The sequence below is a fragment of the Brevundimonas sp. A19_0 genome (genome assembly GCF_017744255.1).
In the GTDB taxonomy this organism is placed as follows: domain Bacteria; phylum Pseudomonadota; class Alphaproteobacteria; order Caulobacterales; family Caulobacteraceae; genus Brevundimonas.
In genome coordinates, this window is the sequence record NZ_JAGHQP010000011.1 from 52,501 (window position 1) to 77,621 (window position 25,121).

General features: G+C 67.5%; 21 protein-coding genes and 1 rRNA gene (1 of these 22 running past the window's edge). 8 read left to right on the forward strand and 14 right to left on the reverse strand.

The annotated features are described in order from the left end of the window. The 3 genes from J7346_RS10810 to J7346_RS10820 all read right to left on the reverse strand — a co-directional run. A 16S ribosomal RNA gene (locus tag J7346_RS10810) occupies positions 1-42 on the reverse strand; it reaches 1,421 nt to the left of the window's first position. Positions 43-784: 742 nt separating this feature from the next. Continuing rightward, positions 785-1,213, reverse strand: a complete 429-nt coding sequence (locus J7346_RS10815) for a CBS domain-containing protein (RefSeq protein ID WP_209119943.1) — start codon at positions 1,211-1,213, stop codon at positions 785-787. 108 nt (positions 1,214-1,321) lie between these two features. After that, a complete protein-coding gene (locus tag J7346_RS10820) occupies positions 1,322-2,005 on the reverse strand; it encodes a rhomboid family intramembrane serine protease (protein WP_209119944.1) in 684 nt (227 codons plus the stop codon). 116 nt (positions 2,006-2,121) lie between these two features. On the opposite strand from J7346_RS10820, the gene hfaA reads away from it, so the two are divergent. The 4 genes from hfaA (at position 2,122) to J7346_RS10840 (ending at position 7,785) form a co-directional block, all read left to right on the forward strand. Continuing rightward, a complete protein-coding gene (hfaA, locus tag J7346_RS10825) occupies positions 2,122-2,556 on the forward strand; it encodes a holdfast anchoring protein HfaA (protein ID WP_209119945.1) in 435 nt (144 codons plus the stop codon). Then, on the forward strand, positions 2,553-3,566 hold the full coding sequence (gene hfaB, locus J7346_RS10830) for a holdfast anchoring protein HfaB (RefSeq protein WP_209119946.1): 1,014 nt from the start codon (positions 2,553-2,555) through the stop codon (positions 3,564-3,566). The genes hfaA and hfaB overlap by 4 nt, the downstream gene beginning before the upstream one ends. Continuing rightward, positions 3,493-4,743: a holdfast anchor protein HfaD gene (hfaD, locus tag J7346_RS10835; protein ID WP_209119947.1), complete on the forward strand. Its 1,251-nt coding sequence runs from the start codon at positions 3,493-3,495 to the stop codon at positions 4,741-4,743. Before hfaB ends, hfaD begins: the two co-directional genes overlap by 74 nt. Positions 4,744-4,890: 147 nt before the next feature. Then, complete coding sequence (locus J7346_RS10840; RefSeq protein ID WP_209119948.1) at positions 4,891-7,785, forward strand: M16 family metallopeptidase; 2,895 nt, start codon at positions 4,891-4,893, stop codon at positions 7,783-7,785. 117 nt (positions 7,786-7,902) lie between these two features. On the opposite strand, the gene J7346_RS10845 is transcribed toward J7346_RS10840, so the two are convergent. Continuing rightward, complete coding sequence (locus J7346_RS10845; protein WP_245157804.1) at positions 7,903-8,775, reverse strand: hypothetical protein; 873 nt, start codon at positions 8,773-8,775, stop codon at positions 7,903-7,905. A gap of 144 nt (positions 8,776-8,919) precedes the next feature. Here J7346_RS10845 and J7346_RS10850 point away from each other — a divergent pair, with 144 nt between their 5' ends. Continuing rightward, positions 8,920-9,447, forward strand: coding sequence for a PAS domain-containing protein (locus J7346_RS10850; protein WP_209119949.1), 528 nt, complete (start codon positions 8,920-8,922; stop codon positions 9,445-9,447). Here the strand turns inward: J7346_RS10850 and J7346_RS10855 are convergent. Then, entirely contained in the window at positions 9,444-9,971 is a 528-nt protein-coding gene (locus J7346_RS10855; RefSeq protein WP_209119950.1) for a gamma carbonic anhydrase family protein, read from the reverse strand. The two genes, J7346_RS10850 and J7346_RS10855, sit on opposite strands and share 4 nt — an antisense overlap. Before the next feature lie 315 nt (positions 9,972-10,286). Here J7346_RS10855 and J7346_RS10860 point away from each other — a divergent pair, with 315 nt between their 5' ends. Continuing rightward, on the forward strand, positions 10,287-11,105 hold the full coding sequence (locus tag J7346_RS10860; protein ID WP_209119987.1) for a PhoH family protein: 819 nt from the start codon (positions 10,287-10,289) through the stop codon (positions 11,103-11,105). 89 nt (positions 11,106-11,194) lie between these two features. Further along, positions 11,195-12,283: a mechanosensitive ion channel domain-containing protein gene (locus J7346_RS10865; RefSeq protein ID WP_209119951.1), complete on the forward strand. Its 1,089-nt coding sequence runs from the start codon at positions 11,195-11,197 to the stop codon at positions 12,281-12,283. Here J7346_RS10865 and J7346_RS10870 read toward each other — a convergent pair. From J7346_RS10870 to J7346_RS10895, 6 genes are all read right to left on the reverse strand, one after another. Further along, entirely contained in the window at positions 12,255-13,472 is a 1,218-nt protein-coding gene (locus J7346_RS10870; protein WP_209119952.1) for a cation:proton antiporter, read from the reverse strand. The two genes, J7346_RS10865 and J7346_RS10870, sit on opposite strands and share 29 nt — an antisense overlap. Positions 13,473-13,560: 88 nt before the next feature. Next, positions 13,561-16,251, reverse strand: coding sequence for a pyruvate, phosphate dikinase (gene ppdK, locus J7346_RS10875; protein ID WP_209119953.1), 2,691 nt, complete (start codon positions 16,249-16,251; stop codon positions 13,561-13,563). Between the two features lie 133 nt (positions 16,252-16,384). Beyond that, positions 16,385-16,765 carry a DUF559 domain-containing protein gene (locus tag J7346_RS10880; protein ID WP_209119954.1) on the reverse strand — a complete coding sequence of 127 codons (381 nt, stop codon included), beginning with the start codon at positions 16,763-16,765 and terminating at the stop codon, positions 16,385-16,387. A 157-nt stretch (positions 16,766-16,922) separates the two neighbouring features. Next, complete coding sequence (glyS, locus tag J7346_RS10885) at positions 16,923-19,247, reverse strand: glycine--tRNA ligase subunit beta (protein ID WP_209119955.1); 2,325 nt, start codon at positions 19,245-19,247, stop codon at positions 16,923-16,925. Continuing rightward, on the reverse strand, positions 19,248-19,628 hold the full coding sequence (locus tag J7346_RS10890; protein ID WP_348521498.1) for an endonuclease domain-containing protein: 381 nt from the start codon (positions 19,626-19,628) through the stop codon (positions 19,248-19,250). A 95-nt stretch (positions 19,629-19,723) separates the two neighbouring features. Beyond that, positions 19,724-20,611, reverse strand: coding sequence for a glycine--tRNA ligase subunit alpha (locus tag J7346_RS10895; RefSeq protein WP_209119957.1), 888 nt, complete (start codon positions 20,609-20,611; stop codon positions 19,724-19,726). A 106-nt stretch (positions 20,612-20,717) separates the two neighbouring features. On the opposite strand from J7346_RS10895, the gene J7346_RS10900 reads away from it, so the two are divergent. Further along, positions 20,718-21,473, forward strand: coding sequence for a polysaccharide deacetylase family protein (locus tag J7346_RS10900; RefSeq protein ID WP_209119958.1), 756 nt, complete (start codon positions 20,718-20,720; stop codon positions 21,471-21,473). Here the strand turns inward: J7346_RS10900 and J7346_RS10905 are convergent. Genes J7346_RS10905 through J7346_RS10915 form a run of 3 tightly spaced genes read right to left on the reverse strand, consistent with a single transcriptional unit; the run spans position 21,470 to position 25,079 of the window. After that, positions 21,470-22,393 (reverse strand): hypothetical protein, encoded by a 924-nt coding sequence (locus J7346_RS10905; RefSeq protein WP_209119959.1) that lies wholly within the window; start codon positions 22,391-22,393, stop codon positions 21,470-21,472. The genes J7346_RS10900 and J7346_RS10905 overlap by 4 nt on opposite strands. Before the next feature lie 35 nt (positions 22,394-22,428). After that, the gene (locus tag J7346_RS10910) at positions 22,429-23,319 is read right to left on the reverse strand and encodes a 4-(cytidine 5'-diphospho)-2-C-methyl-D-erythritol kinase (RefSeq protein WP_209119960.1); all 891 of its coding nucleotides are present in this window, start codon (positions 23,317-23,319) and stop codon (positions 22,429-22,431) included. 8 nt (positions 23,320-23,327) lie between these two features. Beyond that, complete coding sequence (locus J7346_RS10915) at positions 23,328-25,079, reverse strand: tetratricopeptide repeat protein (protein ID WP_209119961.1); 1,752 nt, start codon at positions 25,077-25,079, stop codon at positions 23,328-23,330. Positions 25,080-25,121 lie beyond the last annotated feature (42 nt).

Consider the following 25,121-nt stretch of genomic DNA (forward strand, 5'->3'; position numbering starts at 1 on the left):
CCGCCAGCGTTCGCTCTGAGCCAGGATCAAACTCTCAGGTTGAGTTGACTTCTGACCTAAGCATGACGACCCGAAGGCCGTCTGGCATTAGTTCTACGTATTCTTGACGAGATCCCACGTTCACCGATCCGAAGACCGGTTACATGGTATGTCTTTTCAAAAAGACCGCAGATGTCAGTGTCGATGTCGGTTCCGTGGAACCGACGCCAGAACACCGCCGCCTGCGTTTCTCTTTCCAGATCAACGATTTCAAAGACCGTGAGCCACCGGAGCGGCCCGACCGTTTAGCGCCCGGCTGCGGCGGAGGCGGCGATGTAGTCGCCTCGGTTGTTGGTGTCAAGCGCCCCGAAGAGAACTTTTTCACCGGTCCGCCGTGGGAGCCTCGAGAGGCCCGTGGGCGGCGGGAGCGGCGTCTCTAGAGAGGTGCCTTTCCCGTGTCAACCGAACCTTCGGAGTTTTTTTGCTGCCCGTTCAACCCGTTCAGGTGACCAGGCCGCAAAGCACCAGGGGGAGATGGTAGGCACCTCCCCGAGGGCGATCCGACGATTCGATCGAAGGCGCGGAACCTAACCGAAGACATTGAAGGAAGCAAGAACTTCGAAGCTCTTTTTCCACCTGGATCACTGTGCGCCGTGGCGCCCCGCGTTCCGTCGTCGGCCCGTTTCCGAGCGAGGCGGCGATATACGAGGGGGACTTTCAGACCGCAACCCCGAAAAGGCCTTTCATGACGATTTTCTGAAAGACTCAGGGTCGCCGAATTCCGGCATCTTTCAGGCGCCTGCCGTCAGCCTGCGGCGATATAGGTCCTGAGGCTCTCGGCCTCGCGCGTGGCCTCGGCGATCTGGCACTTCACGATGTCGCCGATGGAGATCACGCCGATCAGCCGCCTGTCCTTCAGCACGGGCAGGTGACGGATGCGGCGGTCGGTCATGCGTTCCATCAATATGGTGACGGTCTCGGTCGGCTCGGCGAACACCACCTCGGCCGTCATATAGGCCGAGACCGGACGGGACAGGGCCCCTGCCCCCTCCCGCGCCACGGCGCGCACGACGTCCCGCTCGGACAGCACGCCCACCACGCGGTCGCCGTCACAGACCATGACGGCCCCGATCCGGCGAGAATGGATTTCGCTGCAGGCCTCAAGAAGGGTCTGGTCCGGCGCCACCGAGAAGACGGCGTCGCCCTTGTCCTTGAGAATCTCGGTCACCAGCATGCGTCGCTCCTCCCTGACGAGACCTGAACGACCGCGGACCGGGCCGCTCGCGCACCAAGGATCGCTCAGACCCGCCGGTTACGCAAATCCGGAGGGATTCGGGGCCTCTCAGCCCACCAGCGGCAGCCACCGGCGCGTGCGACGGAACAGCGGCCCGACCGTCAGATAGCCGACCAGCATGCCGGCGGCGTGCGCTTCCCAGGCGATACGCGCCCCCTCGGTGCCCGGGGCATAGCCGATCAGGCCGACGGCCACGTTGATGGCCATCAGGACACCCAACATGGTCAGGGCGCGGCGGTCCTTCATTGGGCCCGGTCCCGCCCAGGCCGGACGGCCCATCAGGCGCAGGGCCGCGCCCAGCAGGCCCGATACCGCACCGGAAGCTCCGACCATGGGATCGGTGCCGGACAGGTGCAGCAAGCCATACCCCAGGGAGGCGACGATCCCGCACCCTGTATAGAAGAGGAGAAACACGGCGGCGCCCCGCCCGCCCGGCAGCATGCGCGCAACGGGCGGCGCAAAGCACAGACAGGTCACCGCATTCAGCGCGGCGTGGCTCCAGCTGGCATGCAGCAGCATGGCCGTGACCAGCCCTGGCAGCCCCAGCGTGCGTGCAAGGTCGGCAGGATAGAAGGCCCAGTTCAGCCCTCCGTCCGGCAACTGAAGCTGCACGGCGTACAGAAGCGGCATCGACAGGGCCAGAAACAGGGCGGCGGCCGGAATCTTCAGGATCGGTTCGCGGACGGGGGGCTGCGGCTGGAGCGGGCCGGAACCCCAAGGCTGGCTGTTCATGGGCCTGAGATGCGCGCGCCGGTCCGCAATCTCAAGCGCTTCTTAATAACCATGATCCATTTTGGCACGGGGCTTGCTGTGCCTGCCCCACAGACCAGACAGCGCGGGAGCGCCTCATGCGACTCAAACTGGCGGCTGCGGCTGCAGTGACATTTCTGGCCCTGCCGGCCGCCGCCCATGCCCAGTCGGCGGGCAGCGCGGGCACCGGCAGCTATCAGGCCGGCTACGGTGGTGCGCGCTATACGACAGCGCGGCCCCAGACCGGCTCGACCCGCGACCAGAACGGCAACCGGCTGATCGTCAACGGCCTGATCCAGACCGGCGCCTCGGCCTATTCGCAGAGCAGCGGCGGCGTGAGCAGCTGGGGCAACTGGGGATCGAACGGCAACGGCAACGGCGGCACGACCATCGGCGGCGCCACGGCCATCGGCAACAATCTGAACGTCGTGGTCCAGGGCAATTGGAACACGGTGATCGTCAACTCGACCCAGACCAATACGGGCGATGTCACGGCCGGGACGGCGCTGAACGGAACGATCGACCTGCCATGAGCGCACTTCCGACCTTTCGCTGGTTGAAACCGGCCACGGCGGCCTGCGCGGCAGCGGCGCTGCTGAGCGGCTGCGTCCCCTCCGCCGGCAGCAACGGCCTTTATGCCGCGCCCATCGGCAATGCCCCGGTGACGGCCAATCCGACCGCCTATTCCACCGCCCTGTACTGCCTGGCCGACTATGCGCGGACCTATAATCTGCCCTCGCCGCGCATCGCGGTCGGCGCAATACCGGACTATACGGGAACAATATCGGCGGACGGCGGGCGTCAAATCACCGGCGGGGCATCGGTGATGGCAACAACAGCCTTGGCCAAGTCCGGAGCTGTTCTGGTCGAGCGGCTGGACACTTCGGTGTCCGAGCTGGAGCTGCGCTATGCCAACAACAAGCTGATCGGTGACGAGGGCACGGGCGCCGTCGATGACCCGGGCTACCGCCGTATCCTGGCCGGCCAGGTACCGGGCTCGGACTTCTATATCGTCGGTGGCATCACCGAGGTGAACTATAATATCCGCTCGTCGGGCTTTGATGTCGGCGGCGGGGAGGCGGACACCAACACCCCGTTCTCCGGCGTTTTCCAGGGCCGCACCTACATCATGAACGTGGCGCTGGACCTGCGCCTCGTTCAAACGACCTCGCTCGAGATCGTCGATGTGGTCTCCTACCAGAAGCAGATCGTCGGCCACGAAATCTCGTCGGGCGTGTTCGACTTCCTGAACGGCAATGTGTTCGACATCTCGGCAGGCGAAGGCGGCTTCGAGCCCGTCCAACTGGCCGTCCGCGCACTCGTGGAACGCGCGGTCATTGAAATCATGGCCAATCTGTACGGCGCCCCCGGCCCAGAGATCTGCCTCGATACGCGCAATGAACTGCTGCGCGACACCTATGGCCCCACGGGCAACTATTACCCCGCCTATCCCAATACGGAGACGAACAATGGCCAGACACGCGCCGATCCGTCTCGCTGGCATGATCGCCGCGACGGTGACGTGCGCCGCAGTCGCTACTGAGGCTGCCGCGCAGGACCAGGACCCGTCGATCGTCCTGAATGAGCAGATCCAGTTCGGCGACGTGTTCGCCGAACAGACGCTGGACGTGATCGATTCCTCGGAACAGGTGACCGTCAGCAATTCGGCCACCGGCAACAGCCTGGCCGGCGGGGTTGAGGGCGGCGACATGAGCGTCACCTCGATCCAGACGATGCAGGGCGATGTCCGCGCCGATACGACCTTCGTACTGGGTGGCGATACCGATGGCGTGGTCAGCGCCGTCACTCAGGCCAATGGCAACTATCTGGGCCTGAGCGCCTACGACGCCACGCTCGCGGTCGATTCCGCCCAGACAGTCAGCGAGGTCGAGATCGTCGCCACCTCGACCATGGACCAGGGCGACGAGCGCCTGCTGGGCGGGGCCTATGTCGACACCTCGGCCATCGCCAACACGGCGGCCATGGGCGGAGAGCGCAGTTCCTTCGAGGGCACGCTGGTGCAGTGGTCGGACGCCAATGTCCGCGCCTCCAACTATGCCGCGACCCAGTACATCCCGGCCGAGGCAGAGTTCACCGCCCAGGCCGTGGCCAATGTGGTGGCGGTGACCGGCACCTCGGTCACCGGCCAGAATATGACGATCGACCAGCGCTCGACCGGCGGCATCATCGATTCCGGTGTCAGCGCCAATGCCGGCAATGCCTGGGATCTGGCCGGGCGCGCCAATGCCGGGGCCAACCGGGCAGTCCTGACCAACCAGGGCGGATCGGTGGCCGCGACCACCCGCCAGGACAATTCCAGCCAGATCCAGTCGCAGGCGATCGTGACCGCCTATGACTATGGCTCGGGCGAATCCTATGCCCGCGGCGTCGCCAATGAGGTCTCGGTCGGTAACAACGACATCTATGTCGAGATCGACAACACCCAGATCAACACCGGTGGAGTGGCCGTGAACGCCCAGTTCGCCGGGGCCCAGGGCTATGACGCCTATGTCGGCGCCGATGCCGCGGGCAATGTGGTGACGGGCTTCGCCTGTGCCGACTGCGCCGGTTATATTACCGCGACCAACAGCCAGACGAACAACGGCAATGTCAGCGCCACGGCCCAGACCACCACGTCCGGCGCCAACCGCGCCGTGATCACCGGCACCAACGCTGTCGGCAATGCCGCGACCTTCTATGTGTCGCGCAGCGGGGATTAACTCGCGTTAATATTTCCGGGCCGGTCGTTTAAACCGGGCCTTCCCTCCGCTAGGGTGCTCCTGACGGCCTGTTTCCGGGCCTGCTGTTCGTTATGTCCCCGCTTTTCCAGTGAAAACGCCGGGCCGCGATCCCAAAGGAGCTCTCTGATGCGATCCCCCCGCCGCCTTCTGCTTGTTGCCGCCTCCAGCCTGGCCGTCCTGGCCGGCGCGGGCCTGCCCTCGATGGTCATGGCCCAGGACACGGCCACCGTCTCGGCCAACGCCATGCGCCCCTCCGACCCGTGGGCGCACGAGATCAGCGACATTCCCGCCGATTCCGCCGTCCGCTTCGGCCAGCTGCCCAACGGGGTGCGCTACGCCATCGTCCGCAACACCACCCCGCCGGGACAGGCCTCTCTGCGAGTGCGGATCGACGCCGGTTCTCTCATGGAACGCGACGACCAGCTGGGTCTGGCGCACTTCATGGAGCATATGGCCTTCAACGGCTCGACCAATATTCCCGAGGGCGAGCTGACCAGGACGCTGGAGCGTCTGGGCCTGGCCTTCGGCGCCGACACCAATGCGTCCACCGGCTTTGACGAGACGGTCTACAAGCTGGACCTGCCGCGTACCGACGACGAGACCGTCGATACTTCGTTGATGATCCTGCGCGACATGGTCGGCAATGCCACTCTGGGCGCCGATGCCATCGACCGCGAGCGCGGCATCGTCCTGTCGGAAGAGCGCACCCGCGCCGGACCGGGCCTGCGCTCGGTGATCGCCCAGCTCGACTTCCTGCTGAAGGACCAGCTGGTCCCCGACCGCCTGCCGATCGGCTCCACCACCGTGCTGGCCAATGCGCCGCGCGAGCGTTTCGTCGAGTTCTACAGCGCCTATTACCGCCCGGCGCGGACCACGGTGATCGCCGTCGGTGACTTCGACGTCGACGTCATGGAAGCCAAGATCGTGGCCACCTTCGGTGACTGGGAAAACCCGGCGGCCGATGGCCCCGAGCCCGAGCTTGGCACCGTCCAGCCGCGCGGTCTGGAGGCCGGCTCCTACACCGAGGCCGGGGTTCAACCCAGTGTGCAAATCACCTGGGTCAATCCGGCTGACACCCGCCCCGACACCCTGGCGACCCAGCGTGAAGACCTGATCGAGGGCCTGGGCCTGCAGGTCCTGAACCGCCGTCTGCAGAGCATGGCGCGCGGCGAGAACCCGCCCTTCATCGGCGCCTCGGGCAGCAATTCGAACCTGTTCGACTCGGCCGAAGTGGCCAGCGTGACGGCCGTCTATCAGGACGGAAACTGGGCCGGTTCACTGGCCGCCATCGAACAGGAACAGCGTCGCCTCGTCGAATTCGGCGTCACCCAGGAAGAGCTGGATCGCGAGATCACCGAGATTCGCACGGCGCTGGAGGAACGCGTCGCCGGCGCCGCCACCCGCCGTACGCCGGGTCTGGCCAACAGCCTCGCGAGCTCGGTCAACAACGACGAGGTCTTCACCTCGCCCGCGACCGATCTGGAAATCTTCGAGAGCGTCGTCGCCGGCCTGACGGTGGACGAGGTCAATACCGCCCTGCGTTCGACCTTCACCGGTCAGGGCCCGCTGATCTTCGTAACCGGCCCCGAGGCAATCGAGGGCGGCGATGAGGCCATCCTGGCCGCCTATGAAGCCTCGCAACGCACCGAGGTTTCGGCCCGCGCCGCCGAGGCCCGCGCGGAATGGCCCTACACCCAGTTCGGAACGCCCGGCACGGTCACCTCGACGGAGATGATCGAGGACATCGGCACCACCTTCGTCACCTTCGACAACGGGGTACGCCTGACGATCAAGCCGACTGACTTCACGGACGACCAGGTGCTGGTTTCGATCCGGACGGGCACCGGCTTCCTGTCCCTGCCGACGGACGAGCCGACCGCCGCCCTCGCGCTGGGGGCCGCCTTCAGCGAGGGCGGGCTCGGTCAGCTGACCGCCGAGCAACTGGAGACCGTTCTGTCCGGTCGCGTGTACAGCGCCTCCCTGTCCGCCGATGAAGACGCCTATCGCCTGTCCGGCACGACCCGGCCCGAGGATCTGGACCTGCAGTTGCAGGTGCTGACCGCCTATCTGACCGACGCCGGCTGGCGGCCCGAGCCGTTCGAGCGGGCTCGCGGCCAGTTCCGCCTGGTCCTGCCGCAGCTGGATGCCACGACCGGCGGCGTGTTCGCGCGCGACGCCTCGGGTCTGCTGCGCTCGGGCGACGCCCGCTGGACCATCCCGACCCTCGAGCAGGTCTCGTCCTGGTCGCTGGACGATCTGCGCACCATGGTCAGCCGTGATCTGTCGCAGGGCCCGATCGAGGTGATCATCGTCGGCGACGTCGATGTCGATTCGGCCATCCAGTCGGTTGCCGCGACCGTTGGCAGCCTGCCGGCGCGCGGCCCGGCTGCGGCGCCCTCGGCCGAGGCCCGTACCTCGACCTTCCCGGCCGGCACCACCGAGCCGATCGAGCTGAAGCACGGCGGTCGCCCGGACCAGGCCATGGGCTTTGTCGCCTGGCCGACCGGCGACAACTTCACCAACCCGCGTGAGGCCCGCATGGTGCGCCTGCTGGCCGACGTCCTGCGGCTGCGCCTGCTCGACGAACTGCGTGAAGGCCAGGCGGTGACCTATTCGCCGCAGGTCAGCACCAGCGCCTCCAGCACCTTCGAGGGCTACGGCTATATGTCGGCGGCCATTGAGGCTCCGCCCGAAAAGCTGGCCGGCTTCTTCACCGACGTCGACGCGATCGCCGCCGAGCTCGTGGCCAATCCGGTCACCCAGGACGAGCTGGACCGCGCCCGCAACCCGCGGATCGAATCGATGCGCCGCAACCAGAACACCAACGCCTTCTGGATGGCGGAGCTTCAGGACGCCCAGACCGATCCGGATCGCCTGCCGACCCTGCGCTCGGCGATCAGCGACATCGAATCGGCCACGCCGGCGGACCTGCAGGCCGTCGCCCGGAAGTATCTGGTGCCGTCGGATGCCTACCGCATCCAGGTGACCCCGCGCGCCGAGGCCGAAGCCTCCGCCGAATAAGAAAAAAGGCCCCGGAAGCGATTCCGGGGCCAGTTTCTCTCAGGACGATCGACGGAGCCGATCTCCCGTACCTTGCGATATGGCACCTGAAGGGGGGCTGAACCCGCCCGTCAGGGATCAGTAGCCGCGCGAGCCGACGCCACCGTCCAGCATCAGGAACGCGCCCGATACGGCCAGACCTTCGGTCTCGATGATCTCCTCGCGGTACTCGGTGTAGCTCTCCTCGCGATAGAGGGTCAGGATCTTGATGCCCGCGCCGTAGCGGCGCAGGAGCGACCGCTCGTTACAGTCCCGCTCGGGGCGCTGCGGGCGGCATTCCATGAAGCTCTCGCGGCCGCCGTACCACAGGGCCTCGCCCTTGCGGCACGTCAGGGTCTCGCCGTGGTCGAATCGCTCTTCGCCCTGATAGTCGGCGATGGTGATCTGCAGCCAGGTGCCGGCGATGCAGCGATAGATTTCGCCCTCATAGTCCTGAAACACCTCGCGGTCGGGCCGGACCTGGGACGCGGGATGGGGCACATTGCGATCGTCCAGACAGACAGCCTGGATGATCACGCGCTTTTCGAAGCGGCGCATGGCCGTATAGGGCACGCGAATCGTCTGACGGACGCGGCCGCCCTCGACGTTCAGGCCCTGAATGGTCGTCGGATAGCGCGGGGTGGAGCTGAAGTAGGCGCCCCCTCCCCCGCCGACCACGACGGTCGAGCCGGCGCGCGCATTCACCCGGGCCGAGGCCGAGGCATTGGCGTTCGCGTTCACATTGACGTTCACATTGATATTGCCGCCGTTGCCGCAGCACGGCGGCGCCGGCGGCTGCTGGCAGCAGGGAATCGGCGGCGGAGGCGGCGGGGGCGGAGGCGGCGGCTGACAGCACGGCGGCGGCGGGGGCTGACAGCCCGAGTTGCACTGGGCCTGGGCCGAATCGGCAACCGACAGCAGGGCAAAGAAGCCCGCCATCGCCGCCAGTCCCTGGATGATCCGCACCCGCATGCGCAGGTCTCCTTCAGTGTCCGGTCGGCCTGATCCAGCAAGAACCGGGCCGTTCAGCCTGCACCTTGGCGACAAAACCCTTTCGATTCCGTTGTGCGCGGCTCTGGCCCTGCCCTTGCGGCGAATCGGGCCGGAGCGAACGGAATGTTTCATGCTGAGACAAGACGGCTGATCGACACCTGGGCGGCGCTCCCGGGGGCCGGACGCATTCCCGATCGCCAGGATCTGGACGCCCTGTCGCTGGGGCCGCTGGTGACGCGGCTGTTCCTGCTCGATTATCGCCCGCGCAACAGCCGCATCCGGCTGGCGGGAGACTGGATCGAGGCCCTGCATGGCCGCCCTCTGGGCGGACGGGCGTGGAGCGAGCTGTGGGACCGGGCCTCCCTGCCGCTGGTCGAGGCGGCGCTGGCGCAGACGCTTCACGAAATCCGGCCGGTGATCCTGACGGGGGACTGCCCGCGCCTGCCCGGCGGAATCGAGATGCCGCTGGTCCCGCTGCGGGGGCCCGGTGGCCGCGCCGACCGGATTGTCGGCCTGTATCGCCCGCGAGGTCTGGAGCGCCCCGTCAGCCGGCCGCCGACCCGCCTGTCGGCCCACGCCAGCCTGGCGGTGGGCGAACCGCCCCGGTCCCGGCCGCAGCTGGTCGCCCTACAGGGCCGCCGCGTGGCCTAGGCCTCGGACAAATCGGTCACATAGCGCTTCCAGTTGGCGACATAGTGGGCGGCCGAGGCCTCGAGTGCCTCGATCTGCCCGGGCTCCAGCGTGCGGATCACCCGCCCCGGCTGACCGACCACCATGGAGTTGTCGGGAATCTCCTTGCCTTCGGTGATCAGGGTATTGGCACCGATCAGGCAGTTCTTGCCGATTTTCGCCCGGCCCAGAATCACGGTGCCGATGCCGATCAGGCTGTTGTCTCCGATCTCGCAGCTGTGCAGCATGACCATATGGCCGACCGTCACCCCGTCACCGATGGTCAGGGGCTCGCCCGGGTCCGAATGCAGGACGCTGCCGTCCTGGATATTGGTGTCGCGGCCGATGGTGATCGGGTCGTTGTCGCCTCGCACCACCGCCCCGAACCAGACACTGGCACCGGGCTTGAGAATCACGTCACCAATGACGGTGGCGTTCGGCGCGATCCAGTATTCCCCCTCGGGAGGAAGCTGGGGTTTCTTGTCGCCCAATGTGTAAACACTCATCCGAATACGCCTCTATATTCAGCAAATAAGGGGTTTAACACTCCTTAAACCACGTTAGCCTCAGGATGTTGAGGCGATTCGAGACCTTCGGGTCCCGGCCTCGCCGCCGGGTTTTATCCGGTGCAGTCGCTTTCGGAGGTGGCGCATGGCGTGCCGGGCTCGACGGGTTCACCCGTTGAACGACATTCCCCCCAAGGATCGGGCCGCCCCTGGCGGCCTCCGTCCCGACCCCGGTCGTCGCGCAGCCATCCGTCGCGATTTCCTCCCCCAAGCCCAGTCAGGCGATGCCGTTTCGGTGTCGCCTTTTTTCATGCCCTGGAGGCGTCCATGACCAAGCGTTCAGCCCTCAAGCGTCAGACCCGTGAAGCCGCCCGTGAATTCGGCGTCCTCGATACGCCGGAGTTCATTCAGGAGGCCAAGGTCCGGCGCCTGCCGCCGCATGTGGGGAATGGTCGGGGGAATCAGCGCTCCGGCTGGTCGCCCTATCCCTCCAACGATGACCGCGACCAGGCCTATCTGAAGACGCTCAAGCCCAAGTCCGACGGTCAGGCGGGGCTGATGGAGGCCATCGACGACCACAATATGGTGCTGGCGCTGGGCCCGGCGGGCACCGGCAAGACCTATCTGGCCGTGGCCAAGGCGGTTGAGGCGCTGGAAGCGGGCCGCGTCGGCCGGATCGTCCTGTCGCGCCCCGCCGTCGAGGCCGGCGAGTCGATCGGCTTCCTGCCCGGCGACATGGAGGACAAGCTGGCCCCCTATCTGCGCCCGCTTTACGACGCCCTGTCCGACCGGCTGTCGATGAAGCGGGTCAAGGCCCTGATGGCCGAGGGTGCCATCGAGATCGCCCCCATCGGCTATATGCGCGGGCGCACCCTGAACAACGCCTTTGTGGTCGTCGACGAGGCGCAGAACTGCACCTACGTCCAGCTCAAGATGCTGCTGACGCGGCTGGGCTGGAATTCGACCATGGTGGTGACGGGCGACCCGCACCAGTCGGACCTGTTGCCCGGCGTCTCGGGCCTGTCGGACATCGCCGAAAAGCTGAAACAGGTGCCGGACATCGCCGTGGTGCACCTGGCTGAGCGCGACATCGTCCGGCACCCGCTGGTCGCCTCCATGATCGGCGTGCTCTGAACGACACGGGGCCGCACTGAGCATCGGCACCTCGGAACTCTCTGCGGCCCCGCCCCTTCCCTGCAGATGACCGATCTGCCGGCAATCCGATGACAGACGTCGCTGCTGCATGGGCCGAAGCCCTCGAGCGATTCGACTGGCTGCCGCCGTGGGGCCAGTCGCTGATTCTGCTGGGCGGCGCGCTCGCTGTGGCCCTGATCGTTCACGCGCTGGGCGTGGCGCTGGTGCGCCGGGTGGTGAAGCAGGGCGATGTCTTCTGGCGCTCCCTCGTCAGCCGGACGCGCCGGCCCGCCCGTCTTGCCCTGGTGCTGCTGGCGATCAGCCTGGTCTCGCCGCTGCTCCCCCTTCGGGAAGAACTGGCCGCCCTGCTGCGACAGGGTCTGCACATCGGCATGGTCATCACGGTCGGCTGGGGCAGTATGGTCGCGCTGGACATCGCCGCCGCCCTTCACCTGCGCAAATACCGGATCGACGTCGCCGACAATCTGATCGCCCGCAAACACCTGACCCAGGTGCGGATCCTGCGCCGGGCGGCCGCGACCCTGATCATCGTCTTCACCATCGCCTTTGCCCTGATGACCATCAGCGGCTTCCGCCAGTGGGGCGTCAGCCTGCTGGCGGCCGGGGGCGCGGCGGGCATTATCGTCGGTCTGGCGCTCCAGCCCCTGCTGACCAATCTGATCGCCGGCATCCAGATCGCCCTGACCCAGCCGATTCGCATCGACGACGCCGTCATCGTTCAAAATGAGTTCGGCCATATCGAGGAAATCACCGCCACCTATGTCGTGGTGCGTCTCTGGGACCTGCGTCGCGTCGTGCTGCCGCTGACCTGGTTTATCCAGAACCCCTTCCAGAACTGGACCCGCGATTCGGCGACCCTGATCGGCAGCGTCTTCTTCTATCTGGACTATGCCGCCCCCATCGAGGCCATGCGCGAGAAGCTGGAAGCCATCGTCCGCCCCTCGCCCCTGTGGGACGGCGATGTGATGGTCCTGCAGGTCACGGATCTTCGCGAACGGGTGATCGAGGTCCGCTGCCTCGCCAGCGCGCGCAACGGCGGCGATGCCTTCGACCTGCGCTGTGCGATTCGCGAACAGATGATCGCCTGGCTGAAGGCCGAACACCCCGAGGCCCTGCCCCGGGATCGCATCACGGTTGCGGCGCAGCCGGTTCCCTGACGGGTGCGGGCCGGCCGCCCATCCGGTCGATCAGGGCGAACACCACCGGATTGAGCGTGATCGACAGCAGGGCCGCCGCCAGAATCAGGTCGTGCGTCTCGCGGCTCATGGCGCCCAGATACATGGACAGGGCCGCGAGGATGAAGCTGAACTCGCCAATCTGGGCCAGGCTGGCGGCGACCGTCAGGCTGGTGGCGCGGTCCAGCCGGAAGGCCGTGGTGATTGCCAGCGCCGCCAGCGACTTGCCGACGATGACGATGCCCAGCACCGCCACCACCGCCAGCGGCCGCTCGATCAGGATCGTCGGATCGAACAGCATCCCGACCGAGACAAAGAACAGCACGGCAAAGGCATCGCGCAGGGGCAGAGACCGCTCGGCCGCATTGTGGCCCAGCGGCGTGCCGTTCAGGACCAGTCCGGCAACAAAGGCGCCCAGGGCGAAGCTGGCCCCGAACACCGCATAGGCGATCCAGGCGATGCCCAGCGCGATCGACAGCACGCCCAGGGTGAACAACTCGCGCGAGCGGGTGTGGGCGATCCGCACCAGCAACCAGGGCAGCACCCGCCCGCCGACCACCAGCATCAGGCCGACAAAGGCCACCACCTTGCCCAGCGTCCAGACCAGGTCCTGGCCCAGCCCCGCCAGATCCAGCGCCTGTCCCTCGGGCAGCACCAGCAGCGGCAGCATGACCAGCGCCAGCACGATCACCAGATCCTCGACGATCAGCCAGCCGACCGCCACCCGGCCCACATCGCCCTTGACCTGTTTCCGCTCCTCCAGCGCACGCAGCAGCACCACGGTCGAGGCGACCGACAGGGCAAAGCCCATCAGCAGGGCCTCGACATCGCCCATACCCAGCGCAAACCGGCCCAGCGCCCAGCCGAGGACGGTCGCCGACGCGATCTGGAACAGGGCGCCCGGCACCGCGACCTTGCGCACCCGCATCAGGTCGGTCGGGGAAAAGTGCAGACCGACCCCGAACATCAGCAGGATCACACCGATCTCGGCCAGCTGCGGCGCCAGCTCGGTATCCGCCACCCAGCCCGGCGTGAAGGGGCCGACCGCCACGCCGGCCAGCAGATAGCCGACCAGCGGCGACAGCTTCAGCCGGTTGGCGATCATGCCGAACACAAAGGCGAGGACGAAACCGCCGACAAGAGTCAGAATCAGGCTGTCGGCGTGCGGCATCGGGCCTCCGTCGGCGGGTCAGGATGGATTGTAGCGGTCCGTCACAGATGGCGAACGGGCGCCATCCGCGCAAGGTGACAGATGCGCCCTACCGATCCTTCTCGCGTTCGGTGCCCGAGCGGGCGTCCAGAGCGGCCTGGGCGGCGGCAAGGCGGGCGATCGGCACGCGGTAGGGCGAGCAGCTGACGTAATCCAGCCCGGCGCCCTCGCAGAAGGCGATCGACGACGGATCGCCCCCGTGCTCGCCGCAAATGCCCAGTTTGACGTCGCCGCGCACGGCCCGACCACGCTCGGCCGCAATGGAGATCAGGTCGCCCACGCCGTCGCGGTCCAGCCGCACGAAGGGATCGGCCTCGAAAATCCCCTTGTCCATATAGGCTTGCAGGAAGCGGCCCGAGTCGTCGCGCGAAATGCCGAACGTCGTCTGGGTCAGGTCATTGGTGCCGAAGCTGAAGAACTGCGCATGTTCGGCCAGATCACCGGCGCGCAGGGCCGCCCGCGGCAGCTCGATCATGGTGCCGACCAGATAGGCGATCGACTGGCCGGTATCCTCGAACACCGCCTTCGCTGTCCGGTCGGTCAGCTCGCGCAGATATTTCATCTCGAGGCCCATGGCGACCAGCGGGTGCATGATCTCCGGCAGCGGTGCCTGGCCCGATGTGGCCTGCACCTCCAGCGCCGCCTCGAGGATGGCGCGCACCTGCATCTCGTAGATTTCCGGATAGGCCACGCCCAGCCGGCATCCGCGGTGGCCCAGCATGGGGTTGGTCTCGTGCAGCTCCTTGGCGCGGCGCTTCAGCTTGGCGGCATCCAGCCCCTGCGTCTCGGCCAGCGCATCCATTTCCGCCTCGCTGTGCGGAATGAACTCGTGCAACGGCGGGTCGAGCAGGCGGATGGTGACCGGCAGGCCGGCCATGATCTGGAACAGCTCGGCGAAGTCCGCCTTCTGGAACGGCGCAATTTTGGCCAGCGCCGCGCGCCGGCCCTGTTCGTCATCGGCCAGGATCATCTCGCGCACGGCGGCGATCCGGGTGTCATCGAAGAACATGTGCTCGGTCCGGCACAGGCCGATGCCCTCGGCGCCAAAGCCGCGCGCGGTCTTGGCATCCAGCGGCGTCTCGGCATTGGCGCGGACCTTCAGGCGGCGCACCTTGTCTGCCCAGGCCATCAGCGTCTGGAAGTCACCGGTCAGCTCGGGTTCGATCATCGGCACGGCGCCGTCCAGCACCTCGCCCTTGCCGCCGTCGATGGTGATCACCTCACCCGCCTTGAAGGTTCGCCCCCGGGCGGTGAAGGTGCCGGCCTTCTCATTGATGTGGATTTCGCCCGCGCCCGAGACGCAGGGGCGCCCCATGCCGCGCGCCACCACCGCCGCGTGACTGGTCATGCCGCCGCGCGCCGTGACGATGCCGCGCGCCGCATGCATGCCGTGGATGTCCTCGGGGCTGGTCTCCTCGCGGACCAGGATGACGGCGTCGCCCAGCTGGCTCATGCGCTCGGCCTCATCGGCGTCGAACACCACCTTGCCGGTCGCAGCCCCCGGGCTGGCCGGCAGGCCCGCCGCCACGACATGGCGCTCGGCCTTGGGATCCAGCGTCGGGTGCAGCAGTTGGTCCAACGCCGAGGGCTCGACACGGCTGACCGCCTCCTCCTCCGAGATCACGCCTTCGGAGGCCAGGTCGACCGCAATCTTCAGCGCCGACTTGGCCGTGCGCTTGCCGTTGCGGGTCTGCAGCATCCACAGCCGGCCCTGCTCGACCGTGAACTCGATGTCCTGCATGTCGCGATAGTGGCTCTCCAGCCGGCCGACCACATCGACGAACTGGTGGAACACCTCGGGCATGGCCTCTTCCATCGAGGGAGCCGTCTCGCCCATCTCCTCGCGGCCGGCGCGGGTCAGCGATTGCGGCGTGCGGATCCCCGCCACCACGTCCTCGCCCTGGGCATTGATCAGGAACTCGCCATACAGCCGCGCCTCGCCCGTCGAGGGGTTGCGGGTAAAGGCCACCCCGGTTGCCGAGGTCTGGCCCATATTGCCGAACACCATCGACTGGATGTTGACCGCCGTGCCCCAACTTTCCGGGATGTCGTGCATGCGGCGATAGAATTTCGCCCGGTCGTTCATCCAGCTGTCGAACACGGCGCCGATCGCGCCCCACAGCTGATCGTGCGGATCCTGCGGGAAGGGCTGGCCCAGCCGGTCCTCGACCACGGCCAGATAGTCGGCGATCACGGCCTGCCAGTTGTCGGCATCCAGATCGGTGTCGATGGTCACGCCCAGACGATCCTTGTGGTCGTCCAGCACTTCCTCGAAGTCGTCATGGCTCAGGCCGAGGACGACGTTGGAATACATGGTGATGAAGCGGCGATAGCTGTCCAGCGCGAAGCGTCGGTCCCCCGACAGGGCCGCCAGACCCTCGACCGTCTGGTCGTTCAGGCCCAGGTTCAGCACCGTGTCCATCATGCCGGGCATGGACGCCCGCGCGCCCGACCGCACCGAGACCAGCAGCGGGTTCTTCACATCGCCGAAGGTCTTGCCGGTGATCGCCTCGACCTTGGCCAGGCCGGCCTTCACCTGATCGGCCAGGGCGTCGGGATAGCTCTGCCCGTTCGAGAAATAGTGGACACAGGCCTCGGTGGTGATGGTGAAGCCCGGCGGCACGGGCAGGCCCAGCGACGACATCTCGGCCAGATTGGCCCCCTTGCCGCCCAGCAGGTTCTTCATCGACGACTCACCGTCAGCCGATCCCCCGCCAAAGCCATACACCCACTGAGTCATCGTGCCCGTCCTCGCCTCACTGCTCCGGTTCTGACTAGCGCGCCGCACCCGCGAAGGCGAGGCCGCACCCGTAACAATCCGTGAGCGCGTGTGACGTTTCGAGAAGAAGCTGTCTCTGCTCGGGGAGACGGTATCAGGCGAGGCCTGATGAATGAGGGAGACGTTTTCCCATCTGCTCCGCCCGCCGCCGGATCGCCGCAAACAGCCTATTCGGATTACTCAGGAAGGCTTCATTGCCGACGCGGATCACGTCAAAGCCCGCCAACCTGAGCCGCTCGTCGCGCGCGGCGTCCTCGGCCTCGCGGAGGCGATGCACACCCCCGTCCAGCTCGATGATCAGCTTCAGCTCCGCGCAGTAGAAGTCGACTGTCACTCCAGCGAGTGGCGCCTGTCGCCGGAACTTCAACCCGTCCAGCTTGCGATCCCGAACCATCTGCCAGAAGCGCGTCTCGGCCAGCGACATATCTGATCTCAGACGTCGCGCCCGGCGGGTCTTGTCCGGCGACTGATGCATCGTCCCTCCCCTTCTCCCCCCGGGGGAGAAGGTGTCGGCTGGAAGCCGACGGATGAGGGGGACGGTAGCGAAAAATCGGCGGTCGGACGAGTCGGGTTCAATCGCCCCCTCATCCGTCTCGCTCCGCGAGCCACCTTCTCCCCCGAGGGGAGAAGGATCAGCCCCCCACCCTTCCGAAATCCGCCACGCGGCCCATGACGGTGCGGACCTGGCCCAGCAGTTTCAGGCGGTTGTCGCGCTCGGCGGGGATGTCAGAGTTGACCATCACGGCGGTGAAGAAGGCGTCGACCGGCGCGCGCAGGGCGGCAAGCGCCGTCATGGCGGCGGCAAAGTCCTCGGTGGCCAGCGCCACATCGACCTCGGCCCCCGCTTTCGACACGGCGGCGATCAGGGCGGTTTCCTCGGCCGGCGCGCCGTCCAGCGCAACGGGAGCGCCCTCCGGCAGGTCGCCCTTCTTCGCCTCGGCGCGCAGGATGTTCGACGCCCGCTTGTAGCCGGCCAGCAGGTTCTCGCCGTCCTCGGTCTCGAGGAAGGCCCCCAGCGCCTCGACCCGCCGCACGATGCGGACCAGATCGTCGTCGCCGAGTGCAAACACCGCATCCACCAGATCGTGGCGCTGGCCCTGATCGCGGAGCAGGACCTTCAGGCGGTCGGCGAAGAAGGCGAGGAGGTCGTCCGCTTGTGCGTAGGTGAACGCTTTGGCGTCGGTTTGTGCGAGTTCGCCGTGTCGGTCACTGAGGCCTTCAACTCCGACGTAGTCGTACTTCCGCAAAAGAGTCTGCCCACGGAAGATATCAAGGCTAGCCTTCCGTTCTTCACCTCCCAAAGTCACGCTCATGTTGAACTCGGTCGAAGCACGGATCTGTTCGGCCAGCAGGCCCTTCAACGAGACGGACAAGCGATTCTCCAGCACCAGCCGGATGACCCCCAGCGCGGCGCGGCGCAGGGCGAAGGGGTCCTTCGAACCCGTGGGCTTTTCGTCGATGGCGAAGAAGCCGACCAGGGTGTCGAGCTTGTCGGCGAGGGCGACGGCGACGGTCAGCGGCGCGGTGGGCACCGCATCGTTCGGGCCCTGCGGCTTGTAGTGGTCGCGGACGGCGTCGGCGATGGCGTCTCCCCACCCGTCCGCTGCGCGGCCACCCTCCCCATCAAGGGGAGGGAGATCTGTGCCGTCTCCCTCCCCCGTGTGGGGAGGGTCCGCCCGGAGGGCGGGGGTGGGGGCAAGCCGCGCATAGTACCCGCCCATGATCCCCTGCAGTTCAGGGAACTCACCGACCATGCCGGAGGCCAGATCGCCCTTGGCGAGACGGGCAGCCTGTTCGGCCTGATCGGCGTCGGCGCCGACCAGCGGGGCGATCTCGCGGGCCAGGGCGGCGATGCGGTCGACCCGCTCGGCCATGGTCCCCAGCTTCGCGTGGAAGGTGACGCCCTTCAGCTTCTCCAGCCAAACGTCAAAGCCGACCTTGCGATCCTCATCCCAGAAGAAGCGGGCGTCGTTCAGGCGGGCGGACAGCACGCGGCTGTTGCCGGCGGCCAGCGCCGTGCCGCCGTCCGTCGCCTCGACATTGGCGACCACGACGAAGTTGGGGGCGAGCCCGCCGGTCTTTGGATCGCGCACCGCGAAATACTTCTGGTGCACCTTCATCGACAGGCGGATGACCTCGGGCGGCAGGTCGAGGAACTGCGGGTCCATGGCGCCCAGGATCGGCGTCGGCCATTCGGCCAGGCCCGAAACCTCGTCCAGCAGGCCGTCGTCGTCGACCAGCTCAAGCCCCTTGGCGTGACAGACGGCCCGCGCCGCCTCCAGAATCTTGAGCCGCCGGTCGGTGGCGTCCAGCAGCACATGTTCGCGCTCCAGCTTCGCGCGATAGTCGATGAAATCCTTGACCGCGAACGGTTTGCCCGAGCCCATGAACCGGTGGCCCTCGGTCGTATCGCCGCTTTTTAGTCCGCCTACCGCTTCGCTACTTGAGGCGGGAGCGATGCCGTCGATGGCGAACGGCACCACCGCCCCGTCGAACAGGCAGACGATCCGCTTCAGCGGCCGCACCCAGCGCAGGCTCCCGGTGCCCCAGCGCATCGATTTGGGCCAGGGAAAGTCGCGCACGATCCGCTCGACCATCTCGGGGATCAGGGTCGCGGTCGCCCGCCCCTTTTCCGAGATCACGGCGAACAGCACGCCGTCCCGCTCGACCAGCTGGTCGCGGGCGAGTCCCGTCTTGCGCAGGAAGCCCTCCAGCGCCTGTTCGGGGGCGCTGGTCTTGGGCCCCTTGATCTCTTCCTCGCGGTCGGGCGTCGCTGCCGGAAGTCCCTCGACCACCAGCGTCAGCCGCCGCGGTCCGGCAAAGGTCGTCAGCGCCTCCCACGTCAGGCCCGCGGCCTTCAGCCGATCGGTCGCCATCCGCTCCAGATCACGCGCCGCCCCGGCCTGCATGCGCGCCGGGATCTCTTCGGAAAACAGTTCAACAAGAAGCTGGGGCATTTAGCGGACGTCGTATCTATCTGCGCCCTTCCCCCTGGATGGGGGAAGGGTCGGGGTTGGGGGTGGCGCCGCCTGAGCAAGGATCTCTTCGATCACGGCATCCAGATCGTTTCGGACCCGGCTTTCCTCAAAGCGGATCACGCGAAAGCCCTGCGACTGCAGCCACAGGGTTCGAAGCTTGTCCTGCGCCTGACGCTCCAGCCTTTGGTGGTGGTAGCCGTCAACCTCGATCACCAGACGCGTCTCGAACTGCACGAAATCGACCACGAACCGTCCGATGGGCGCCTGTCGGCGGAAGTTCATCTTTTTCAGGCGCAGCCGCTGCCACAGCAGGCGCTCGGCCACGGTCTGTTCCCGGCGCAGCCTGCGAGCACGCGGCACGGCTCCCGGCGCGTGGCGGGGACGCGGCGTCGCAGCACCCCCATCCCCGGCCCTTCCCCCATCGAGGGGGAAGGGACGCGTGTGATCGCCTCCGATCATGCCCGGCTTCGCTCCTGCTCGACCCATTCGGTGGCGCAGGCCTTACACAGGTCCCGGATGCGGCCGATGTAGCTTTGGCGTTCGGCGACGGCGATGGCGCCGCGGGCGTCCATCAGATTGAACAGGTGCGAGGCCTTCAGCACCTGGTCATAGGCGGGCAGCACCAGGGCCTGCCCCTGCGGGCCCTTCATGGCCAGGAAGCGTTCGACCTCGGCCACCATGTCCTCGAACCGGCGCTTCAGCCCGTCGACGTCATAGCCGTGGAAGTTCGCTTCGGACTGCTGGCGCTCGTTCTCGAGGAAGACCTCGCCATAGGTCAGGCCCTCCTTGGTGAACTTCAGATCGTACACATTATCAACGCCCTGCACATACATGGCCAGACGCTCCAGCCCGTAGGTCAGCTCACCCGACACCACATCGACCTCGATCCCGCCGACGCCCTGGAAATAGGTGAACTGCGTCACCTCCATGCCGTCGCACCAGACCTCCCAGCCCAGACCCCAGGCCCCGACGGTCGGGTTTTCCCAGTCGTCCTCGACGAAGCGGATGTCGTGCAGGGCGGGGTCGATCCCGATGGCCTTCAGCGAGCCGAGATAGAGGGCCTGCAGGTCCTCCGGGTTCGGCTTCAGGATCACTTGGTACTGATAATAGTGCTGTAATCTATTGGGATTTTCGCCGTAGCGGCCATCGCCGGGGCGGCGGCTGGGCTGGACATAGGCGGCCTTCCACGGGCGCGGGCCGAGCGCGCGCAGCACAGTGGCCGGGTGCAGGGTGCCCGCCCCTACCTCGATGTCATAGGGCTGCAGGATCGCGCACCCCTGATCGCCCCAGTATTTGTGGAGGGTCAGGATCAGGTCCTGAAACGAAAGAGGTTCGGTGGTCACGTCTGGCATTTCGTCCGGGGAAGAAGGCGGCGGACCCTAGACGCGCCGGGCCGTGGCGACAAGGCGACTGCACCGTTCCTTAAACGTCGCCGGGCAGGATAGGGCCATGAGACAACTGGACCAATTCCGCAGGCGTGCCGCCCGTTATCTGGAGATCGAGCCGGTGACTGTCGCGCCTGCGCGCGGCCTGTTCAGCCTCAGCTTCGACGACTTCCCGGAGAACGCCTGGACCGAGGCCGGTCCGATCCTGGCCGACCACGGGGTTCTCGCCACCTATTACGTCTGCGGCGGGCTGGAGCGCGGCACCAATCTCGACCTGCCCCAGTTCACGACCGAGCAACTGCAGGCCTTGTATGCGGCGGGCCACGAGGTCGGCTGCCACACCTTTGGCCACGACAGCGTATTGCGGCTGGACAGCCCGGCGCTGGCCGAAAGCCTGGATCGCAACGCCCGCTGGGTGGCAGAGCGGCTGGACGGCTATCGCATGACCACCTTCGCCTACCCGTTCGGCGATGCTTCCCTTGGCGCCAAGCGCGCCCTGCGGCCCCGCTTCGATCTGGCGCGCGGCGTGCGCGAAGGTCTGAACGTCGGCCGCGAGGACCGTATGCTGATCAAGAGCTTCGGCATGGAGAGCCGCCGCCTGCCCGGCTACGACCTTGAGGCGATGATGGCCGAGGCGGCGACGAACCGGGGCTGGCTGACCGCCTATGCCCATGACGTCTCGGACCACCCGACGCCCTATGGCTGCACCCCCGCCGATCTCGGCCGGGTACTGACGCTGGCGAAACAGGCCGGCCTGACGATCCTGCCGATCGGTCAGGCGTGGTCGGAATGCGTGACGCAGGCCCGGGCAGCGGCCTAGGCCGCCTCGGCGATTTCCGCGGCCTTCCGGGCATCGGCCCAGCGGATCAGCGCGGCGCGGGGCCAGGCCATGATCCACGAGCGAGCCGTGTACTTGCCTTCCTCGATCAGGGCCTTGCGCGTCGGGGAGCTGGTGGCCGCGCGCTCGGTATGGATCTCGCCCGGGCCCTGATGGACCATGAAGGCGCCGTGCTGAAGCGGATTGAGGCGCAGATAGGCCAGACGCGGGCTGATCGTCTCCAGCGGCGGATCGTAGAACCAGCTGGAACCCAGCATGCCGGCCATGTGCGGACGGGTCTTGAGGATCTCGGCGGCGGTGGCCCAGGCCCGGTCCCAGCCGGCCGCGTTGAAATCGGACAGTTCGCGGCTTTCGGTATGGACCTCCAGCCAGGGCTTCCAGGCTTGCGCGGCGGCATAGGCCGGGATCACCGACCAGCCCCAGCCCTCGCGGGCGTGGCGCAGGACCTGTCCGGGCCCGAGCGGCGAGGAGAGGTCGATCATCTGGGTGCGGGCACCCGGCACGCTCAGCGCCAGCGACAGCCGCACATCCTTGGCCCAGAAATCGCGGTCATAGGGGTCGGCGGCCTCAGTCAGGAAATCCGCCATCCGGCCGATCCATTCGGGATAGAGCGCCAGACTGGCCTCGGGCAGGTGCTCGGCTGCAATCCGGGCCGGTAGGTCCAGCGCATAGTGGGCGATGAGGGCCCGACGATGATCATCACTCAGCCGGTCGCCGAAGGCCTGCTGCAGGGCCTCTTCCACGCGGTGGCCGGGCTGGTCAAAGTCCCAGTGCGGGGCCGAGGCCGCGGCAGACTCGGCGGCGGCAGGCGCCAGCGCGGCCAGGGTATCGCGGTCCACGGCGGACACACAGTCCCGGACGGCGGTGAAGCGGGCGATCAGGTCGGGGCCGAGGGCTTTCATGGCGAAAGCCTAGCCGATCACCGGTTTGCGCCCGGTTAAGCCGCAGGTCCGGCGCCCAGCGTCGTGGCGCGCACCCACCAGCCGGGATGGTCGGCCTCGATCGCCCGGGCCGCACGGGCCGCGTCGGCCGCATCGTCGTACAGGCCAAAGACGGTGGCGCCCGACCCGGACATGCGCACCAGCCGCGCCCCGCCCGCCAGTCGCAGGGCCTCCAGAGCCGGGCCGATGGCGGGGGCGTTGAGCACGGCAGGCCCTTCCAGATCGTTCCGCTGGTGCGCCAGCCAGGCCATCACGGTCGCCGCGTCCCAGGCTGCGGGCGGCGCCGGCCGGTCGGCCTCGCCGCGCGCCAGGGCGTCATAGGCGCGGTAGACCGCCCCCGTCGGCGAGGGCACGCCCGGATTGACCAGAACGGCGTGAAGGGCCGGCAGGCGCGGCTCGACCGTCAGCACATCGCCCCGGCCCTCGGCCCATGAGGGCACGGCCGCCAGACACATGGGGCCGTCGGCGCCCAGCACGGCGGCGACGCCGGCCAGCACCTGCATATCCATGTCCGGAGCCAGATAGCGCCGCGCCAGCCTCAGCACGGCACCCGCATCCGACGACCCGCCGCCCAGCCCGGCGGCGATGGGCAGACGCTTGTCCAGCGTCAGCGACAGGCCGGAGGCATCCACGCCGGTCATCCGCTGCAAGGCATCCCGGGCCTTGGTCACCAGATTGCCCCCGGGCCCGACCGGATCTTCGAGGAGCGCATCTGCGAACGACCCCGCCACCGTCAGTCCCGGCGGCCCGTCCGGGTCCAGCGTCAGGCCGTCGCCGACATCGGCAAAGGCCACCAGACTGCACAGCGGGTGATAGCCGTCGTCGCCGACCGGCCCGACATGCAGGAACAGATTGACCTTGGCCGGAGCGGCCTCGTGCCATTGCATGGCGGGCGTCAGAACGATCCGTCCGCCGGAGCTCCGGGCAGCGGCAGGCCATTCTCCAGCTTGCGCTCGACCTCGGCGCGCAGTTCGGCATCAGGGTCGAGGGTCAGCACCCGGTTCCACTGGAACACCGCTTCCCGCCGACGACCCACCTGCCAGTAGGCGTCGCCCAGATGGTCATAGATGACGGCATTGGCCGGGGCCTTGTCGAGCGCGCCCTCCAGGATGCCCACGGCCTGTTCGTACTGGCCTTGCCGATAGCGGGCCCAGCCCAGCGAGTCCTGGATGTTGGCGTTGCCCGGATCGATCTCGGCGGCGCGCACGATCAGCTCCGTACCCTGCTCGATCCGGCGCCCTGTATCGACCCAGAGGTAGCCGAGATAGTTGAGAATGGTCGGGTCGTCCGGCTGGGCGACGTGGGCGGCCCACAGTTCGGCCTCGGCCTCATCGATCCGGCCCAGCGCATCCAGGATCCCGGCCCGCAGATAGCGGACCGTGTAGTCCTGACCGGCCGTGTCCAGTAGAGGCCCCTCGACCAGCGCCAGCGCCTCCGGATAACGCTCCATCGACGAGAGCTGGCTGGCCAGCATAAAGGCGATCCCGCGGTCCGACGGCGCGGAGGCAAAGGCCTTCTCCAGCTCGGCCAGCGCCTCTTCCGGCATGTCGCCGCGTTGATAGCTCAGCGCTGCCTGGACCCGCGCCTCGGTGTAGTAGCGACCCGCGTCGGGACCGATCCGGGCAAAGGTGTTGCGGGCGGCCACTTCCAGCTGCGCCTCGGCCAGGCTGACGCCCACATTCAGCAGGGTCTCGGGAGCCGGCGCCAGCCCGTAGGCCAGCCGCAGATAGACCGCCGAAAACTCATGCGCGCCTTCGACGCTGGACTGGAGCGCGGCGTTCTCGAGAGCCTGGGCGGCCCCCTGTTTCAGGGTCGGCAGGGCCGGTGCCCGGCCGCGGCCGGCGGCGCGCTGACGGGCGCGTTCAATGACCGGATCGTCGCCCACCTCGGCGCGGGTGGCGTCGTACAGGGCCAGCGCGTCGGCCCGGCGTCCGCGCCGCTCCAGAAACTCGCCATAGCTGAAGGTGAACAGCTGTCGTCCGCCACGCATGGCGATCAGTCGCTGATACTCGGCATCGGCCTCGGGATACTGGCCGCGAATTTCCAGCAGGAGCGCCCGGTGCGCGCGCCGGAACAGGGTATCGGCACTGGTCGTGCTGCCCGTGACCGGGGCGAGGGCCGTATCCCAGTCCCCGGCGGCCGCAGCGATAAAGGGGGCCACATACTGGCCCGCCCGCGCGTGGGGCCGCCCGACGGGCTCGGCCTGCAGCAACGCCCAGGCGGCGTCCGGACGGTCCTGCATCGTCAGTTCCACCACCTCGACCAGATGTCCGATCTCGGACAGGACGGGCGGCGCATCGGTCCCCTGGGGGGACACCCGGCCGGCATAGGCGAGGTCCCCGCCGATCAGGGAAGACGTGAAAGCCTGCAACTGCAGCCATTCCAGATCCGGCTCGAGGGTCTGGGCGCGGCGAAGATAATCGGCGGCAATGGCCGCTTCGCCCTCAGCGGTTGCCAGACGTCCGACCAGGAAAAGGCCATAGGAGGACCGGCCTTCGGCGTCGAAGGCCACCGGTCGATCGTCGGACACCACCGGCGCCTCATCGGTGTCCGGAGCTGCAGTCTCCTGGGCCAGTACGGGCGGCGCCAGAAGCGCCAGGCCGAGGGCGATGAGGGAACCGGCGGTGAGGGGGAGGTTACGCATCATGCGTTCAAGCCTTCACGGTTTGCGGACGGTCCGCAAGAGCCC

Bases quoted from the DNA above. Each gene is read 5' to 3' on its own strand.
- J7346_RS10815 (WP_209119943.1), bottom strand. From the start codon at position 1,213: ATGCTGGTGACCGAGATTCTCAAGGACAAGGGCGACGCCGTCTTCTCG.
- J7346_RS10820 (WP_209119944.1), bottom strand. From the start codon at position 2,005: ATGAACAGCCAGCCTTGGGGTTCCGGCCCGCTCCAGCCGCAGCCCCCC.
- hfaA (WP_209119945.1), top strand. From the start codon at position 2,122: ATGCGACTCAAACTGGCGGCTGCGGCTGCAGTGACATTTCTGGCCCTG.
- hfaB (WP_209119946.1), top strand. From the start codon at position 2,553: ATGAGCGCACTTCCGACCTTTCGCTGGTTGAAACCGGCCACGGCGGCC.
- hfaD (WP_209119947.1), top strand. From the start codon at position 3,493: ATGGCCAGACACGCGCCGATCCGTCTCGCTGGCATGATCGCCGCGACG.
- J7346_RS10840 (WP_209119948.1), top strand. From the start codon at position 4,891: ATGCGATCCCCCCGCCGCCTTCTGCTTGTTGCCGCCTCCAGCCTGGCC.
- J7346_RS10845 (WP_245157804.1), bottom strand. From the start codon at position 8,775: ATGCGGGTGCGGATCATCCAGGGACTGGCGGCGATGGCGGGCTTCTTT.
- J7346_RS10850 (WP_209119949.1), top strand. From the start codon at position 8,920: ATGTTTCATGCTGAGACAAGACGGCTGATCGACACCTGGGCGGCGCTC.
- J7346_RS10855 (WP_209119950.1), bottom strand. From the start codon at position 9,971: ATGAGTGTTTACACATTGGGCGACAAGAAACCCCAGCTTCCTCCCGAG.
- J7346_RS10865 (WP_209119951.1), top strand. From the start codon at position 11,195: ATGACAGACGTCGCTGCTGCATGGGCCGAAGCCCTCGAGCGATTCGAC.
- J7346_RS10870 (WP_209119952.1), bottom strand. From the start codon at position 13,472: ATGCCGCACGCCGACAGCCTGATTCTGACTCTTGTCGGCGGTTTCGTC.
- ppdK (WP_209119953.1), bottom strand. From the start codon at position 16,251: ATGACTCAGTGGGTGTATGGCTTTGGCGGGGGATCGGCTGACGGTGAG.
- J7346_RS10880 (WP_209119954.1), bottom strand. From the start codon at position 16,765: ATGCATCAGTCGCCGGACAAGACCCGCCGGGCGCGACGTCTGAGATCA.
- glyS (WP_209119955.1), bottom strand. From the start codon at position 19,247: ATGCCCCAGCTTCTTGTTGAACTGTTTTCCGAAGAGATCCCGGCGCGC.
- J7346_RS10900 (WP_209119958.1), top strand. From the start codon at position 20,718: ATGAGACAACTGGACCAATTCCGCAGGCGTGCCGCCCGTTATCTGGAG.
- J7346_RS10905 (WP_209119959.1), bottom strand. From the start codon at position 22,393: ATGAAAGCCCTCGGCCCCGACCTGATCGCCCGCTTCACCGCCGTCCGG.
- J7346_RS10910 (WP_209119960.1), bottom strand. From the start codon at position 23,319: ATGCAATGGCACGAGGCCGCTCCGGCCAAGGTCAATCTGTTCCTGCAT.
- J7346_RS10915 (WP_209119961.1), bottom strand. From the start codon at position 25,079: ATGATGCGTAACCTCCCCCTCACCGCCGGTTCCCTCATCGCCCTCGGC.